The organism is Streptomyces sp. NPDC127117 (genome assembly GCF_042677325.1).
In the GTDB taxonomy this organism is placed as follows: domain Bacteria; phylum Actinomycetota; class Actinomycetes; order Streptomycetales; family Streptomycetaceae; genus Streptomyces.
Map to the genome: position 1 here is coordinate 14,844 of NZ_JBHXTM010000020.1, position 14,546 is coordinate 29,389.

General features: G+C 72.2%; 13 protein-coding genes. 9 read left to right on the forward strand and 4 right to left on the reverse strand.

All coding sequences use genetic code 11. From position 1 onward, the window contains the following. Positions 1-200: 200 nt before the first annotated feature. The 5 genes from rimO to ACFVH0_RS19130 all read left to right on the forward strand — a co-directional run bounded on the left by rimO (position 201) and on the right by ACFVH0_RS19130 (position 3,818). The gene (gene rimO, locus ACFVH0_RS19110) at positions 201-1,676 is read left to right on the forward strand and encodes a 30S ribosomal protein S12 methylthiotransferase RimO (RefSeq protein WP_124720912.1); all 1,476 of its coding nucleotides are present in this window, start codon (positions 201-203) and stop codon (positions 1,674-1,676) included. Next, complete coding sequence (gene pgsA, locus ACFVH0_RS19115; RefSeq protein WP_385821588.1) at positions 1,673-2,398, forward strand: CDP-diacylglycerol--glycerol-3-phosphate 3-phosphatidyltransferase; 726 nt, start codon at positions 1,673-1,675, stop codon at positions 2,396-2,398. Before rimO ends, pgsA begins: the two co-directional genes overlap by 4 nt. Further along, a complete protein-coding gene (locus ACFVH0_RS19120; protein WP_385821590.1) occupies positions 2,395-2,904 on the forward strand; it encodes a CinA family protein in 510 nt (169 codons plus the stop codon). Before pgsA ends, ACFVH0_RS19120 begins: the two co-directional genes overlap by 4 nt. Positions 2,905-3,013: 109 nt before the next feature. After that, complete coding sequence (locus ACFVH0_RS19125; protein ID WP_018105285.1) at positions 3,014-3,397, forward strand: helix-turn-helix domain-containing protein; 384 nt, start codon at positions 3,014-3,016, stop codon at positions 3,395-3,397. A 229-nt stretch (positions 3,398-3,626) separates the two neighbouring features. Next, positions 3,627-3,818, forward strand: a complete 192-nt coding sequence (locus tag ACFVH0_RS19130) for a CsbD family protein (RefSeq protein WP_385821592.1) — start codon at positions 3,627-3,629, stop codon at positions 3,816-3,818. A gap of 705 nt (positions 3,819-4,523) precedes the next feature. Here the strand turns inward: ACFVH0_RS19130 and ACFVH0_RS19135 are convergent. Genes ACFVH0_RS19135 through ACFVH0_RS19145 form a run of 3 tightly spaced genes read right to left on the reverse strand, consistent with a single transcriptional unit; the run spans position 4,524 to position 10,861 of the window. Next, positions 4,524-5,288: an SDR family NAD(P)-dependent oxidoreductase gene (locus ACFVH0_RS19135; protein ID WP_385821594.1), complete on the reverse strand. Its 765-nt coding sequence runs from the start codon at positions 5,286-5,288 to the stop codon at positions 4,524-4,526. Positions 5,289-5,338: 50 nt separating this feature from the next. Continuing rightward, positions 5,339-6,142, reverse strand: coding sequence for a DNA-formamidopyrimidine glycosylase family protein (locus ACFVH0_RS19140; protein WP_385821596.1), 804 nt, complete (start codon positions 6,140-6,142; stop codon positions 5,339-5,341). Between the two features lie 39 nt (positions 6,143-6,181). Beyond that, on the reverse strand, positions 6,182-10,861 hold the full coding sequence (locus ACFVH0_RS19145; RefSeq protein ID WP_385821598.1) for a DEAD/DEAH box helicase: 4,680 nt from the start codon (positions 10,859-10,861) through the stop codon (positions 6,182-6,184). Positions 10,862-11,010: 149 nt separating this feature from the next. Here ACFVH0_RS19145 and ACFVH0_RS19150 point away from each other — a divergent pair, with 149 nt between their 5' ends. The 3 genes from ACFVH0_RS19150 to ACFVH0_RS19160 are packed head-to-tail and all read left to right on the forward strand — an operon-like array spanning position 11,011 to position 13,059. After that, a complete protein-coding gene (locus tag ACFVH0_RS19150; RefSeq protein ID WP_385821600.1) occupies positions 11,011-11,880 on the forward strand; it encodes an AraC family transcriptional regulator in 870 nt (289 codons plus the stop codon). Between the two features lie 10 nt (positions 11,881-11,890). Next, positions 11,891-12,757 (forward strand): AzlC family ABC transporter permease, encoded by an 867-nt coding sequence (locus ACFVH0_RS19155; protein ID WP_385821602.1) that lies wholly within the window; start codon positions 11,891-11,893, stop codon positions 12,755-12,757. Next, on the forward strand, positions 12,754-13,059 hold the full coding sequence (locus ACFVH0_RS19160; protein ID WP_385821604.1) for an AzlD domain-containing protein: 306 nt from the start codon (positions 12,754-12,756) through the stop codon (positions 13,057-13,059). Before ACFVH0_RS19155 ends, ACFVH0_RS19160 begins: the two co-directional genes overlap by 4 nt. Positions 13,060-13,176: 117 nt before the next feature. Here the strand turns inward: ACFVH0_RS19160 and ACFVH0_RS19165 are convergent, their stop codons facing one another. Continuing rightward, positions 13,177-14,091 (reverse strand): hypothetical protein, encoded by a 915-nt coding sequence (locus ACFVH0_RS19165; protein WP_385821606.1) that lies wholly within the window; start codon positions 14,089-14,091, stop codon positions 13,177-13,179. Positions 14,092-14,170: 79 nt separating this feature from the next. Here ACFVH0_RS19165 and ACFVH0_RS19170 point away from each other — a divergent pair, with 79 nt between their 5' ends. After that, entirely contained in the window at positions 14,171-14,365 is a 195-nt protein-coding gene (locus tag ACFVH0_RS19170) for a DUF3046 domain-containing protein (protein ID WP_114247022.1), read from the forward strand. Positions 14,366-14,546 lie beyond the last annotated feature (181 nt).

Below are 14,546 nucleotides of genomic sequence, written 5' to 3' on the forward strand. Positions count from 1 at the left end.
CCCGCCCGCTCTCCCGCCCCCCCCCCCCCCCCGCCCCGGGGGCGGCCCCCCACCCCCTTCCCTAGGTCCCGCGGGGGCGGCCCCCCTACTGGGCGCCCCCCCGGCCCCCCCGGGGGCCCCCTCGCCGCTTTTTGTCACTCGGTGTAACGGTGGAACCCTGCGCGGCAGGGCGAGTGCCGGGACAAAGTAGTCTTGAGCCCATGCCCGAACGCCGTACCGTCGCCCTTGTCACTCTTGGCTGCGCCCGTAACGAGGTGGACTCGGAGGAGCTCGCAGGCCGCTTGGCAGCGGACGGCTGGGAGCTCGTCCAGGACGCCTCCGACGCGGATGTAGCCGTCGTCAACACCTGTGGATTCGTCGAGGCCGCCAAGAAGGACTCCGTCGACGCCCTGCTCGAAGCCAATGATCTGAAGGACCACGGCCGCACCCAGGCCGTGGTCGCCGTCGGCTGCATGGCCGAGCGCTACGGCAAGGACCTCGCCGAGGCCCTGCCCGAGGCGGACGGCGTCCTCGGCTTCGACGACTACGCCGACATCTCCGACCGCCTCCAGACCATCCTCAACGGCGGCATCCACGCCTCGCACACCCCGCGCGACCGCCGCAAGCTGCTGCCGATCAGCCCGGCCGAACGGCAGGACGCGGCGGTGGCGCTTCCCGGGCACGCACAGGAGGCCGCACCGGCCCCCGCCCCGGAGGACCTCCCCGACGGCGTCGCGCCGGTCTCCGGGCCGCGGGCGCCCCTGCGCCGCCGGCTGGGCACCAGCCCCGTCGCCTCGGTGAAGCTCGCCTCCGGCTGCGACCGCCGCTGCTCCTTCTGCGCCATTCCGTCCTTCCGCGGCTCCTTCATCTCGCGGCGCCCCTCGGACGTGCTGCAGGAGACCCGCTGGCTGGCCGAGCAGGGCGTCAAGGAGGTCATGCTGGTCTCCGAGAACAACACCTCGTACGGCAAGGACCTCGGCGACATCCGGCTGCTGGAGACGCTGCTGCCGGAGCTCGCCGACGTCGAGGGCATCGAGCGGATCCGGGTCAGCTACCTCCAGCCGGCCGAGATGCGGCCCGGCCTCATCGATGTGCTGACCTCGACGCCGAAGGTCGCGCCGTACTTCGACCTGTCCTTCCAGCACTCGGCACCCGGTGTGCTGCGGGCGATGCGCCGCTTCGGTGACACCGACCGGTTCCTGGAGCTGCTGGACACCATTCGGAACAAGGCGCCGCAGGCCGGTGCCCGCTCCAACTTCATCGTGGGCTTCCCCGGTGAGACCGAGGCCGACCTGGCGGAGCTGGAACGCTTCCTCACGGGCGCCCGGCTCGACGCCATCGGCGTCTTCGGCTACTCCGACGAGGAGGGCACCGAGGCGGTCGGCTACGAGAACAAGCTGGACGCCGATGTCATCGCCGAGCGGCTCGCACACATCTCGCAGCTGGCCGAGGAGCTCACCTCGCAGCGTGCCGAGGAGCGCCTGGGCGAGTCGCTCCAGGTGCTGGTCGAGTCCGTGGACGACGAGGACGGTGCGGTGGGCCGCGCGGCGCACCAGGCACCCGAAACGGACGGCCAGGTGCTCTTCACCACACGCGACGGCCTCGTACCCGGCCTTATGGTCGAGGCAAAGGTCGTGGGCACCGAAGGAGTGGATCTGGTGGCCGAGTGTTCCGAACTCGTGGAGGCGGCCAGATGACGGGAGCCCCGGCATCCGCGGCAGGCGGCTCCGGCGCGAAGCCGGTCCGCGGCGGCAAGCTGGGCACTGCGGCCGTCAATCAGGCCAGCCTGTGGAACATCGCCAATCTGCTCACCATGCTGCGGCTGGTGCTGGTGCCCGGCTTCGTGCTGCTGCTGCTGCACAACGGCGGGTACGACCCGGCCTGGCGGTCGTTCGCCTGGGCGGCCTTCGCCATCGCCATGATCACGGACCTGTTCGACGGTCATCTGGCGCGTACGTACAACCTGGTCACGGACTTCGGGAAGATCGCCGATCCGATCGCGGACAAGGCGATCATGGGCGCGGCGCTGGTCTGTCTCTCGTATCTCGGTGATCTGCCCTGGTGGGTCACGGGCGTGATCCTCTTCCGCGAGCTGGGCATCACACTGATGCGCTTCTGGGTGATACGGCACGCGGTGATTCCGGCCAGTCGCGGCGGGAAGATGAAGACCCTGGCGCAGGGGACGGCCGTCGGGATGTACGTTCTGGTGCTCACCGGTCCACTCGCCACCCTGCGCTTCTGGGTGATGGCGTTGGCCGTCGTGCTGACGGTCGTCACCGGGCTCGACTATGTCCGCCAGGCCGTCGTGCTGCGCCGCAGGGGACTCGCGGCCGAGCGGGCCGCCGCGGCATCGGCGGAATCGGCGGCATCGGCCCAGGGGGCCTCGGAAAGCCGTGATTCGGCGGAGGCCGAGCGGTGACTGCCGCGGCCAGGGTGCTGGAGCTGCTCGTGGAGCGAGGTGAGACCCTTGCCGTCGCGGAGTCGCTGACCGGCGGTCTGGTCGCGGCGGAGCTGACGTCGGTGCCGGGTGCCTCGCAGTCCTTCCGGGGCTCGGTGACGGCGTACGCGACGCCCCTGAAGCGGGATGTCCTGGGGGTGGACGGCGTACTGCTCGCGGAGTGCGGGGCGGTCGACCCGGAGGTGGCGCGGCAGATGGCGGCCGGTGTGCGCCGCGTGCTCGGAGCGGACTGGGGCATGGCCACCACCGGGGTCGCGGGCCCCGAACCGCAGGACGGCAAGTCCGTGGGGACGGTTTATATCGCGGTGTCCGGGCCGGACGGCGTGGAGAATATGACCGAGCTGAGGTTGAACGGCGGACGGGCGGACATCCGTAAAGAGAGCGTACGGAGCGTGCTCGAGTTGCTCTCCGCCGAACTCGGCAAGAATGCAAGGGCACAGGATACGGAACAGAACGGGGGGAATTGATGTTTGCAGCCCTGAGTGAACACGACATCGCTCCCCGCACGGCCGCGGCGCGAGGCGGTACGGTGGGGCGTGAAGGATGCGGCTACGCGGTCCGAGGAGGGAGCCACCGATGATTCTGCTCCGTCGCCTGCTTGGTGACGTGCTGCGTCGGCAGCGCCAGCGCCAAGGCCGTACTCTGCGCGAAGTCTCCTCGTCCGCCCGAGTCTCGCTCGGCTATCTCTCCGAGGTGGAGCGGGGGCAGAAGGAGGCATCCTCCGAACTGCTCTCCGCCATTTGCGACGCGCTTGACGTACGGATGTCCGAGCTCATGCGTGAAGTGAGCGATGAGCTGTCGCTGGCCGAACTGGCCGAGTCGGCAGCAGCCAGCGATCCGGTGCCTGTGCCGGTGCGGCCAATGCTCAATTCCGTCTCCGTGACGTCGGTGGCGGGTGTGCCGACGGGACGGGTGACCATCAAGGCGCCCGCGGAAGCGGTGGATGTCGTCGCCGCCTGACCCGCGTGGTCCGGTGTGAAGCGGTGTGTGTGGCGGAGCCCCGGTCGTCCCCTTGAGGGGCGGCCGGGGGCTTCTGCGTGCTCGGTGCGGGCCCGGGGCCCGGGCCCGGGGATGGGAGTTCGGGGGCAGACGGGATCAGACGGTTCCCAAATGACCGATTTGTTTCACTTGTGTCATCGTGGGTGATGCCGAACGGCAGAGAGACATCCCCCTTCCCGAAGGAGTCGCAATGGTTGACGAAGGCGCCAAGGACAAGATCAAGGGCAAGGCGAAGGAAGCCATGGGGAAGATGACCGGCGACCGTCGCAAGGAGGCCGAAGGCAAGATGGACCAGGCCAAGGGCCGGGCCAAGGACGCCATGGGCGACGCCGAGGAGCGCGCGGAGGGCATGAAGGACTCCCTGCGCCGCGACGAGCGCTGACCACGTCCACCGGGCCCCCACTCGTCGAAACGGTGGGGGCTCGGTGGTGCCGGGCCGGCCCCCGTTCTGGATGCGGTCCGGGCACTGCCGGGCGAGACTGCGGAGAGCGGAACGCCGGGCGCTGCGATCGCGGAGCGATGTGACCGCGGTGCGGTGTTGTCGTTACGCGGTTCGGTTGCCGGGCGATGTGGTCGCAGTCCGGCGAGGGCGCAGCCCGGCAGGGGCGCGCGCTCCGGTGCTGTGCCGGAGGGCGTCCGGCCGTGGTGGGTCTCGATCCGGCGCGGCACGTCCCGGAGTTCCGGGAAAGAGCGTGCAACGGTCTGCGGCTGCGCGAAGCGCGCTGGTGGTGCGCCGATGCGCTCTCCCGCCGGGTGAGTGCGCCGCACTAGATTCGGCCGGAGGAGGCAGCCATGGTACGGCGATGGGTGCCGGCGCTCGTTCTCGGCGGGGTGTGGTGGTGGGCCGTGCTGCGGCTCGTGCTGGAACCGGCCCATGCGGGGCTTGTCGAGGGTGCGGTGGCGGCGGGTGGATGGGGGCTGAGTCTGCTGCCCGTACATGCGGCCGCGACCGCCGGAACGGTGGGTGCGGGCCGGAGGGGTACGGGGGCGGACGGCGCTTGGTGGTCGGTCCTCGGGGCCCGGTGGACGGGCCGTTGGTTCGCTGCCGGGGAGCAGTGCGCGGAGCGGGTCCGACGTGTCGAGAGGGTCACCAGGGCATGGCTACGCCGCCGTTCGGGCGGAGGATCTGGCCGGTCATGAAGGCCGACGCGTCGGAAGCGAGATGGAGCACGGTGTGGGCGACGTCCTCGGGCTCGCCCACCCGCCCCAGCGGGGAGATCCGGGCCATCGTCGCCTCCACCCGGTGCTGCCTGTCGGAGTCGTGGCGGGCGGTCATGGGTGTACGGATCCAGCCCGGGGCGACGGAGTTGACGCGGATCCCGTGCGGCCCCAGCTCCGTGGCCAGTGTCTTCGTCAACTGGACGACCGCCGCCTTGGCCGCGCTGTAGCAGAGAAGCCCCGGGCCGGCGGAGTCGACCGCTCCCGAGGCCATGGTGATCAGTGAACCGGGGGCGCCGCGCGCGATCATGCCGCGGGCCGCCTCCTGGCAGGCGTACAGCACGCCCTTGAAATTGACCGCGAGGACGCGGTCGAGATCTTCGTCCGAGGTCTCCAGGACGGTGCTCGTATGCATGATTCCGGCGACGGCCGCCAGGATGTCGAGGTTGCCCGCGGCGGCCACCGCGGCGCCGACCCGACTGCGGTCGGTGACATCGAGGACCTGGATGTGGGATGTGCCACCCGCTTCGGTGATCAGGTCCCGGGTTTCCAGCAGGCCCTTCTCGTCGAGGTCCGCGCAGTGCACCGTGGCGCCCGCGGCGGCGAGCAGGACGGCGCAGGCCCGGCCGATGCCGCCTGCGGCGCCGGTGATGAACGCGGAGCGGCCCGTGAGGTCGTACGCGGTGAGGGGCATGACCGGACGGTACGACTGGACCTGACGGGTCGTCAACTACTGGGTGGGCCTCAGCCGGTGGGGCCCGACTGGCAGCGCGGGCACCAGTAGGTGGGGCGGGAGTCCTGGTCCGCGGTACGGATCGGGGTGCCGCAGCGCAGACAGGGGCGGTCGGCCCTGCCGTAGACCCAGAGCCGTTCCTTCGGACCGGGGCCGCGCGGGGTGCGCGTGGTTGTGGTTGTGCGCATCGGGCGGTCGCGGTTGGCTTCGAGGAGCTGCTTGGCCGTGGTGACCAGGCGGGCGGCGGTGGTGGCGGGGAGGTCGCCGATGGCGAGCCAGGGGGTGGCGCGGGCGAGGAAGCAGAGCTCGGCCTTGTAGATGTTTCCGATCCCGGCCAGATTGCGCTGGTCCAGCAGGGCTTCGCCGAGCGGTCGGCCGGGGTCGGTGAGCAGATTGCGCAGAGCGGTGCCGGGATCCCAGTCGGGGCCCAGCAGATCGGGGCCGAGGTGGCCGACCGCCCTGTCCTCGTCGCGGGTGCGGAGCAGCTCCAGGACGGGCAGCCGGTAGCCGACGGCGGTGTGCTCCGCGTTGGCGAGGATCGCGCGGATCTGGTGGGCGGGACCGCCGCGCCAGCGCTCGCCCGCGGCGTAGACGCGCCAGACGCCGTCCATCCGGAGATGGCTGTGAAGGGTGAGGCCGCCCTCGACGCGGGTGAGGAGATGCTTGCCGCGCGAGACGACGTCCAGGACCGTCCGGCCGGTCAGGTCGGCGGTGGCGAAGCGGGGGACGCGCAGGTCGGAGCGGGTGAGGACCTGACCGGCGAGTGCGGTGCGCAGACGTCCGGCGGTCTGCAGGACGGTGTCTCCTTCGGGCATACCTCCATGATGCGGGGTGGGGAGCAGCACGACGGGGGATCAGGCGCGCAGGCGGAGCCCCCTCGGGGTCGCGAGGAAGCCGGCCGCCTCCAGCGTGCGGCCGAGCGGGGAGGTCAGGGACGCTGCGCCGTTGGTGCGCTCCACCGTGACCGTGCCGAGCGCGCCCGCCCGGGCGGCCGCCGCCAGCGCCCCGGCCGCCGCGAGGAGGGCCGGGTCGTCCGGGTCGGCGGGCCAGGCCAGGAGCGTCTTGCCGCCGCGCTCCATGTACATCGCCAGCTCACCGTCGACCAGCACCACCAGGGCACCCGCCTTGCGGCCGGGCTTGTGCCCGGCGCCGTCCGGCGGCTCGGGCCAGGGCAGGGCCGCGCCGTACGCGTTGGCCGGGTCCGCCGCGGCGAGGACCAAGGCGTGCGGCGCGGTGCCCGGCTCCGTACGGTCGCGGGCGGTGGATGTGGCGCGCAGCCGGTCCACCGCGCCGTCCATCGCGAACTGCGCCGCCCCCAGGCCCTCGACGACATACCCCCGCCGGGCCTGCCCGTTGTCCTCGAAGGCGGACAGGACGCGGTACGTCGCGGAGAAGCCGCCTTCGACACCCTCGGCCTGGACGGCGCCACGGGTCACCACCCCATGGCGGTCGAGAAGGGTGCGGGCCAGTGCGTGAGCACGGTGCGTGGGGTCGGGTTCGACGGCGGGCAGCAGGGACCAGCGGCCCGAGACGGTGGGCGGGCCGGTGCGGGACGCGGGCCGGGCGGCGGAGGTGAGCGAGCCGTAACGCCCACGCGGAACACTGCGTCTGGCGCGGTGCGCGGTCGACCCCGCCGTACGGCCGGAGCCCAGCAGCGAGCGCAGCGGGGCGAGCGTGTCATTGGTGAGCCGGCCCGACCAGGCCAGCTCCCATATGGCGTCGGCGAGTTGCGGATCGGTGCAGTCCGGATGGGTGGTGGCGCGGACCTGATCGGCGATCTGCCGGAAGAACAGTCCGTATCCGCCGCTCAGGGCGGTCAGGACGGACTCGTGCAACGCGCTGAGCTCCAGCGGGTGCGGCGGTGGGAGGAGCAGGGGCGCGCTGTCGGCGAGGTAGAGGGACAGCCAGCCGTCCTTGCCGGGGAGGGCACCCGCGCCGGCCCAGACGACCTCGCCGGTGGTGGTCAGCTCGTCGAGCATCGCGGGGGTGTAGCCCGTGACCCGGCCCGGCAGGATCAGCTTCTCCAGCGCCGACGCGGGGACGGGCGCACCCTGCAACTGCTCGATGGCGCGGGCCAGTCCGTCGATTCCGCGCAGACTGTTGCTGCCCAGGTGCTGCCACTGCGGCAGGAAGCCGGCGAGGGCTGCGGGCGGGACCGGTTCCAGCTCGTGGCGGAGCGCGGCGAGCGAACGGCGGCGCAACCTGCGCAACACGGTGGCGTCGCACCACTCCTGGCCGATGCCTGCGGGATGGAATTCGCCCTGGACGATCCGGCCGGACGCGGCGAGCCGCTGCAACGCCCCGTCCGTGACGGCGGTGCCGAGGCCGAAGCGGGTGGCGGCCCCGGTGGAGGTGAACGGGCCGTGCGTACGGGCGTACCGGCCGAGGAGATCGCCGAGGGGGTCCTTCACCGGTTCGGTGAACGCCTCGGGAACGCCGACCGGGAGTGCGGTGCCCAGCGCGTCCCGCAGACGGCCAGCGTCCTCGATCGCGGCCCAGTGAACGGCTCCACCGATCCGGACCCGGATGGCCCGGCGGGCCGCGGACAGCTCCGGAGCCCATGACGGGTGGGCGCCGCGCTCCGCCAACTCCTCGTCGGTGAGCGGACCGAGGACCCGCAGGAGATCGGCGACGCCTTCGACGTCCTTGATCCGGCGGTCCTCGGTCAGCCACTGGAGCTCCTGCTCCAGCTCGGTCAGGACATCCGCGTCGAGCAGCTCGCGCAGCTCCGCCTGGCCGAGGAGCTCCGCCAGGAGGTGGGAGTCGAGGGAGAGGGCGGCAGCCCGCCGTTCGGCCAGGGGGGAGTCGCCCTCGTACAGGAACTGGGCGACATAGCCGAACAGGAGCGAGCGCGCGAAGGGCGAGGGCTCCGGGGTGGTCACCTCGACCAGCCGGACCCGGCGCGCTTCGAGATCACCCATGAGCTCCGTGAGTCCGGGTACGTCGAAGACGTCCTGGAGGCATTCGCGGACCGCTTCCAGGACGATCGGGAAGGAGCCGAACTCGGAGGCCACCTGGAGGAGTTGCGCGGCGCGCTGGCGCTGCTGCCACAGCGGGGTGCGTTTGCCGGGGCTGCGGCGCGGCAGCAGCAGGGCGCGGGCCGCGCACTCGCGGAACCGGGAGGCGAACAGCGCCGAACCGCCGACCTGGTCGGTGACGATCTGTCCGATCTCGCCCTGCTCGAACGTCACGTCCGCCGCGCCGACGGGCGGTTGTTCGCTGTCGTACGAGAGGCCCGGCTGCGGCGCCGGATCCTTGGCCGGGCCGTGGGCAGGGTCCTGTGCCGGATCCTGCGCGGGGTCGAAGTCCAGGAGGTCCAGGCCCATCAGGTCGGCGTCCGGCAGCCGGAGCACGATGCCGTCGTCGGCGTGCATCACCTGGGCATCCATGCCGTACCGCTCGGAGAGACGGGCGCTCAGTGCCAGCGCCCACGGCGCGTGCACCTGCGCGCCGAACGGGGAATGGACCACGACCCGCCAGTCACCCAGCTCGTCACGGAACCGCTCGACGAGGATGGTCCGGTCGTCCGGCACATGGCCGCAGGCGCGGCGCTGTTCATCGATGTACGACAGGGTGTTGTCGGCGGCCCAGGGGTCCAGGCCGGCGGCGAGCAGCCGGCCGCGGGCGTCCTCCTGCGACAGGCCGCCGATCTCGCGGAGGAACGCCCCCAGCGCACGCCCCAGCTCCAGCGGGCGGCCCAGCTGGTCGCCCTTCCAGAACGGCAGCCGGCCGGGAACGCCGGGGGCCGGCGACACCAGGACCCGGTCACGGGTGATGTCCTCGATCCGCCAGGACGTGGTGCCCAGCGTGAAGACATCGCCGACCCGGGACTCGTACACCATCTCCTCGTCCAGCTCACCGACCCGGCCGCCGCCCTTCTTGGGGTCGGCGCCCGCGAGGAAGACCCCGAAGAGCCCCCGGTCGGGAATCGTTCCCCCGGAGGTGACGGCGAGCCGCTGTGCGCCGGGGCGGCCGGTGACCGTGCCGGCCACCCGGTCCCAGACCACGCGGGGGCGCAGCTCGGCGAAGGCGTCGGAGGGGTAGCGGCCGGCGAGCATGTCCAGCACGGCGGTGAACGCGGACTCGGGCAGCGCGGCGAAGGGGGCGGCGCGACGGACGGTCGCCAGCAGGTCATCCACCTGCCAGCTGTCCAGGGCGACCATGGCGACCAGCTGCTGGGCCAGCACGTCCAGCGGGTTGGAAGGAACTCGGAGCGCCTCGATGGAGCCCTCGCGCATCCGCTCGGTGACCACGGCCGCCTGCACCAGATCGCCCCGGTACTTCGGGAAGACCACTCCGGTGGAGACCGCCCCGACCTGGTGCCCGGCGCGGCCGACGCGTTGCAGACCGGAGGCGACCGAAGGCGGCGACTCCACCTGGATGACCAGGTCGACGGCGCCCATGTCGATGCCCAGCTCCAGACTGGAGGTGGCGACGACGGCCGGCAGCCTGCCCGCCTTGAGGTCCTCCTCGACCTGGGCGCGCTGTTCCTTGGAGACCGAACCGTGGTGGGCGCGGGCGAGCAGTGCGGGGGCGCCCTTCGCAGCACCGGACTCGGCCATGATCTCGGCGGGGGAGTGGGACTCGGCGATCGTCTCGCCGGTGAGCCGCTCGTACGCGATCTCGTTGAGCCGGTTGCACAGCCGCTCGGCGAGGCGACGGGAATTGGCGAAGACGATGGTGGAGCGATGCTGCTGGACCAGGTCGACGATCCGTTCCTCGACATGGGGCCAGATCGACGGCTTGTCCGCCTGGCCCGTCTGGTCGGGATCGGTGGCGGGGGAGCCGCCGAGCTCGCCCAGATCCTCGACCGGCACGACCACCGACAGGTCGAAGCGCTTGGTGGACGGCGGCTGGACGATCTCCACCTTGCGCCTGGGCGACAGGAAGCGGGCCACCTCGTCGACCGGACGGACCGTCGCCGACAGGCCGATCCGCCGGGCCGGGCGCGGCAGCAGCTCGTCGAGACGCTCCAGCGACACGGCGAGATGGGCGCCCCGCTTCGTGCCCGCCACGGCGTGCACCTCGTCGAGGATCACCGTCTCGACTCCGGACAGTGCCTCCCGGGCGGACGAGGTCAGCATCAGGAACAGTGATTCGGGGGTGGTGATCAGGATGTCCGGCGGCCGGGTCGCCATCGAGCGGCGCTCGGCGGGCGGGGTGTCGCCGGAACGGATCCCCACCCGGACCTCGGGCTCGGGCAGACCGAGGCGCGCCGACTCCTGACGGATGCCGGTCAGTGGCGAGCGGAGGTTGCGCTCCACGTCGACCGCGAGCGCCTTGAGCGGCGACACGTACAGCACTCGGCAGCGCTTCTTCGCCTCGGCGGGCGGCGGGACGGACGCCAGGGTGTCCAGCGCGGCGAGGAACGCGGCAAGGGTCTTGCCGGAGCCGGTCGGCGCGACGACCAGCACGTCCGAACCCTCTCCGATCGCGCGCCAGGCGCCCTCCTGCGCCGCGGTGGGTGCGCTGAAGGCGCCCGCGAACCAGCCGCGGGTCGCGGGTGAGAACGAATCGAGTGCGGAGCCAGCCATGTCCCCCATCGTGCACCCCACCACTGACAACGGCCCCGACGCCGTGCGCGCCGCCGCTCGCGGCGGCCCGGCGCCACGCACCCCGCCCGCCTGCGACGGCCGCCCCGCCGTCCTCGGCGGCCCTGCCCCGGAGCTGCGAGAATTCACGCATGGCGGCGATACCGGAGTCGGGATCGGGGGAGTGGGCGAGGTACTGGCAGTACGCGGAACTGCCCGACCTCGATCTCCTGCGTGCCCGGTACGTGCGCCACACCTTCCCGCGCCACAGCCACGAGGGCTATGTCTTCGGCACCATCACCCGCGGGGTCGAGGACGTCGGGCTGCCGGGCGGCACCGTCCACGCCGGCCCCGGCACCGTCGTCATGATCAACCCGGAGGTGCCGCACACGGCCCGCGCGGGTGTGCCGGAGGGCTGGGTGTACGCCACGCTCTATCCGTCCTCGCAGGTGATCAACGACATCGCGGCCGACACGACGAGCCTGCGCGGCACGGTCGGATTCACCGAGACCAGCGTCGTGGACCCGTACGCGGCCCGGCTGATCGGCGAGGTCCACCGGGCGGCCGAGGAGGGCAACGCACTCGCCGCCGACACGGTGCTGCGGGTCATGGTCACGCGGCTGCTCAACCGGTGCGGCAGCGCGCTGCCCGTCCGCGCGCCCCGCTCGGCGGGCGCCCGCGACGCGGCACGGGCCCGCGCGGTGCTGGAGGGCAGGATGGCGGCGCCACCCACCCTGGAGGCACTGGCGGCGGAGCTGGACACCAGTCCGTTCGCGCTGCTGAGAGCCTTCAAGAAGCAGTACGGGATGCCGCCGCACGCCTGGCTCACCGACGCCCGGGTGCGGGCGGCGCGGCGGATGCTCGACGCCGGGAGGGCGCCCGCGGAGGCGGCCGCCGAGGTCGGCTTCACCGATCAGCCGCATCTCAACCGTCACTTCACCCGGATCGTGGGGGTGCCACCGGGCGCGTACCAGCGCGAACGTGCAAGAACGTACAAGACCGGTCCTGATCTGCCCACGTAGCGTTCCGGGCGTGGCAGAACAGACAACACTCCCAGAGGGCGTCGGCGAATCGGCCGACGCGCCCCACGGCAACGCGACCGGCCCCGGCCGGCAGCCGGGCGCGGCCGGTGCGAGGCCGGACGGCGCGCAGCCGACCGGTGCGAAGCCGGACGCGGCCGTCGTACGCGATGCGCTCGGCGTCGGGATAGCCGTCGGGCTCTCCGGCTTCGCCTTCGGCGTGACCTCGGCCGGTTCCGGACTGAGCCTGCTGCAGACCTGCGCGCTCAGCCTCGCCGTGTTCACCGGCGCCTCGCAGTTCGCCCTCGTCGGTGCCCTCGCCGCGGGCGGCAACCCGTACACCGCCGCCGCCGGGGCGTTCTTCCTCGGCGTACGCAACTCGTTCTACGGCCTGCGGCTGTCGCAGCTGCTGGCGCTTCCCCGGGCGCTGCGCCCCTTCGCCGCCCAGTGGGTCATCGACGAGACGACCGCCGTGACCCTGCCGCAGCCCACCCGGCGGGCGGCACGGATCGGCTTCGCCGTCACCGGACTGACCCTGTATGTGCTGTGGAACCTGACCACGCTGCTGGGAGCCCTGGGCGCCGAGGCGCTCGGCGACACCGACGCCTGGGGGCTGGACGCGGCATCGCCCGCGGTCTTCCTCGCCCTGCTCGCACCGATGCTGAAGAGCACCACGGAACGCGTCACCGCCGCGCTCGCGGTCCTGCTCGCGCTCGGCCTGCTGCCCGTGCTCCCCGCAGGCGTCCCTGTCCTGCTGTCGGCGCTCGCCGCACCCGCCGTTCTGTTCCTGAGCGGACGCGGGAAGGGCGCGGGCCGGGAAACGGCCACCAAGAAGTGGCGCACGGAGAGCACGCGGAAGAGCGTGGAGGAGGACCGATGAACGTCTGGATCGCCATCGCGCTGACCGCCGTCGGCTGCTATCTCGCCAAGCTCCTCGGACTGCTGGTGCCCGCAGGCGTGCTGGAGCGCCCGCTCGCCCAGCGTCTGGCCGCACTCCTGCCCGTGGCGCTGCTGGCCGCCCTCACCGCACAGCAGACGTTCGGCGACGGGCAGCACCTGGCGCTGGACGCCAGGGGAGCCGGCCTGGCCGCAGCGGCGCTCGCGCTGGTGCTGCGCGCACCCTTCCTCGTGGTCGTGGGCGCCGCCGTGGTGGTCACCGCAGGGGTACGCGCTCTCGGTTAGACCCCCGCGTGGATGTGTGTGGATGTGTAAGGGGCCCGGTCCATGGGACGGGAACCCTTACACACGCCCCGTGGACGACCGGCGCACGCACTCCCGGAACCGGCCGGTGACCGGGGTTCAGTAGAGGTTGCGGCCATGGGCGCGCAGCGTCAGCAGCGCCTTGAGCGTCACGATGGGCCGCCCCTCCAGGGCCGTCCCCGGGGCCCACTGCCGCCAGTTGACCGGCCAGCCGCCGTCCGGCTGCTGCTCGGCCGCGAGATGGTCGAGCGAGCGGGAGAGCTCCTCGTCGGTGAACCAGCGGCGGGCGAGCGAATCGGGCGTACGCGCGTAGTCGTACGGAAAGTGCTGCTCCCCCGGCGCGTATCCGGCCGCGACCGGGTACTCGGCCCGCCGCTCCGGATCGAGTACGGCGAGACGCTGATCCCGCACCAGCCGCCCGAGCCGGTCGGCCGCCGCCTCCGCCCGCGACCGGTCCGGAGCGCCGTCCAGGAAGGCGAGCGCCGCCTCGATCTCGTACGGATGCGACCGGTCCAGCGCGTCCACCGCGGCCCAGCAGAAGTCCGTGGCCCGGAACAGCCAGGCGTGCCACACCGAGTTGCGGTGCAGGAGCCCGACTACGGGTCCGGTGGCCAACAGTTCAGCGGGGGGATCGTCGACGATCGGGATGAACGGCGCGGCGGGATAGCCGCGCTGCGTCGGCAGCAGAGCGGGCAGCGCGCCCTCCTTGGTCGACACCTCGGTGAGGAAGCGGCAGATGCGCTCCACCCGCAGCCCGTCGCAGCGCCCGATGGAGTCCAGCACATTGAGCGCATGCGCGGTGTGCAGTGGCTGACTGACGGGGCCGCGCAGATCGGGTTCGAGCGCGTGCCCGTAGCCGCCGTCCTCGTTCAGATAGGCGGCGAGTGCGGTTTCCACGGCGTCCGCACTTCCTTCCAGGAAGTGATGAGCGAACCGCCGTTGTTCCAGGACACGGGCCGTGAGCCAAATGAACTGCTCGGCACGGTTGAGGGGACTTGTTCCGGTTCCAGCCATGGACCGACCGTAGGGCGGTAAGCGCTCTCGGCAAGACGTAGCGGCCCGGCTGCACTCTCAGGAGCGGGATACTGAGGTCATGCGGTTGACGATTTTCTGGGAACGGATGGCGGACCACTTCGGAGCCGGGTACGCCGACTCCTTCGCACGCGATCATGTGATGGCCGAACTCGGCGGGCAGACGGTGCACCAGGCGCTGGCCGCTGGCTGGGAGACCAAGGACGTCTGGCGCGGCGTCTGCACCGCGGTCGGCATCCCGGCGGACAAGCGCTGACCCGAGGCCCATGGCCGTACCGCTGACGCCGAAGGCGTCGCATCGGTGACGCTTCCGGCCGCGCCGCGGCCCGGTGCCGGCTTCCGGTATCTCTCGGACACACGCCGATTTCCGGTTCGTCAGCGGCCGGACCTGTGCTGTTGTCCGGGGCGGGCGGTTGCTTGTCGCAGCCGTAGGCGAG

Bases quoted from the DNA above. Each gene is read 5' to 3' on its own strand.
- rimO (WP_124720912.1), top strand. From the start codon at position 201: ATGCCCGAACGCCGTACCGTCGCCCTTGTCACTCTTGGCTGCGCCCGT.
- pgsA (WP_385821588.1), top strand. From the start codon at position 1,673: ATGACGGGAGCCCCGGCATCCGCGGCAGGCGGCTCCGGCGCGAAGCCG.
- ACFVH0_RS19125 (WP_018105285.1), top strand. From the start codon at position 3,014: ATGATTCTGCTCCGTCGCCTGCTTGGTGACGTGCTGCGTCGGCAGCGC.
- ACFVH0_RS19130 (WP_385821592.1), top strand. From the start codon at position 3,627: ATGGTTGACGAAGGCGCCAAGGACAAGATCAAGGGCAAGGCGAAGGAA.
- ACFVH0_RS19135 (WP_385821594.1), bottom strand. From the start codon at position 5,288: ATGCCCCTCACCGCGTACGACCTCACGGGCCGCTCCGCGTTCATCACC.
- ACFVH0_RS19140 (WP_385821596.1), bottom strand. From the start codon at position 6,142: ATGCCCGAAGGAGACACCGTCCTGCAGACCGCCGGACGTCTGCGCACC.
- ACFVH0_RS19145 (WP_385821598.1), bottom strand. From the start codon at position 10,861: ATGGCTGGCTCCGCACTCGATTCGTTCTCACCCGCGACCCGCGGCTGG.
- ACFVH0_RS19150 (WP_385821600.1), top strand. From the start codon at position 11,011: ATGGCGGCGATACCGGAGTCGGGATCGGGGGAGTGGGCGAGGTACTGG.
- ACFVH0_RS19160 (WP_385821604.1), top strand. From the start codon at position 12,754: ATGAACGTCTGGATCGCCATCGCGCTGACCGCCGTCGGCTGCTATCTC.
- ACFVH0_RS19165 (WP_385821606.1), bottom strand. From the start codon at position 14,091: ATGGCTGGAACCGGAACAAGTCCCCTCAACCGTGCCGAGCAGTTCATT.
- ACFVH0_RS19170 (WP_114247022.1), top strand. From the start codon at position 14,171: ATGCGGTTGACGATTTTCTGGGAACGGATGGCGGACCACTTCGGAGCC.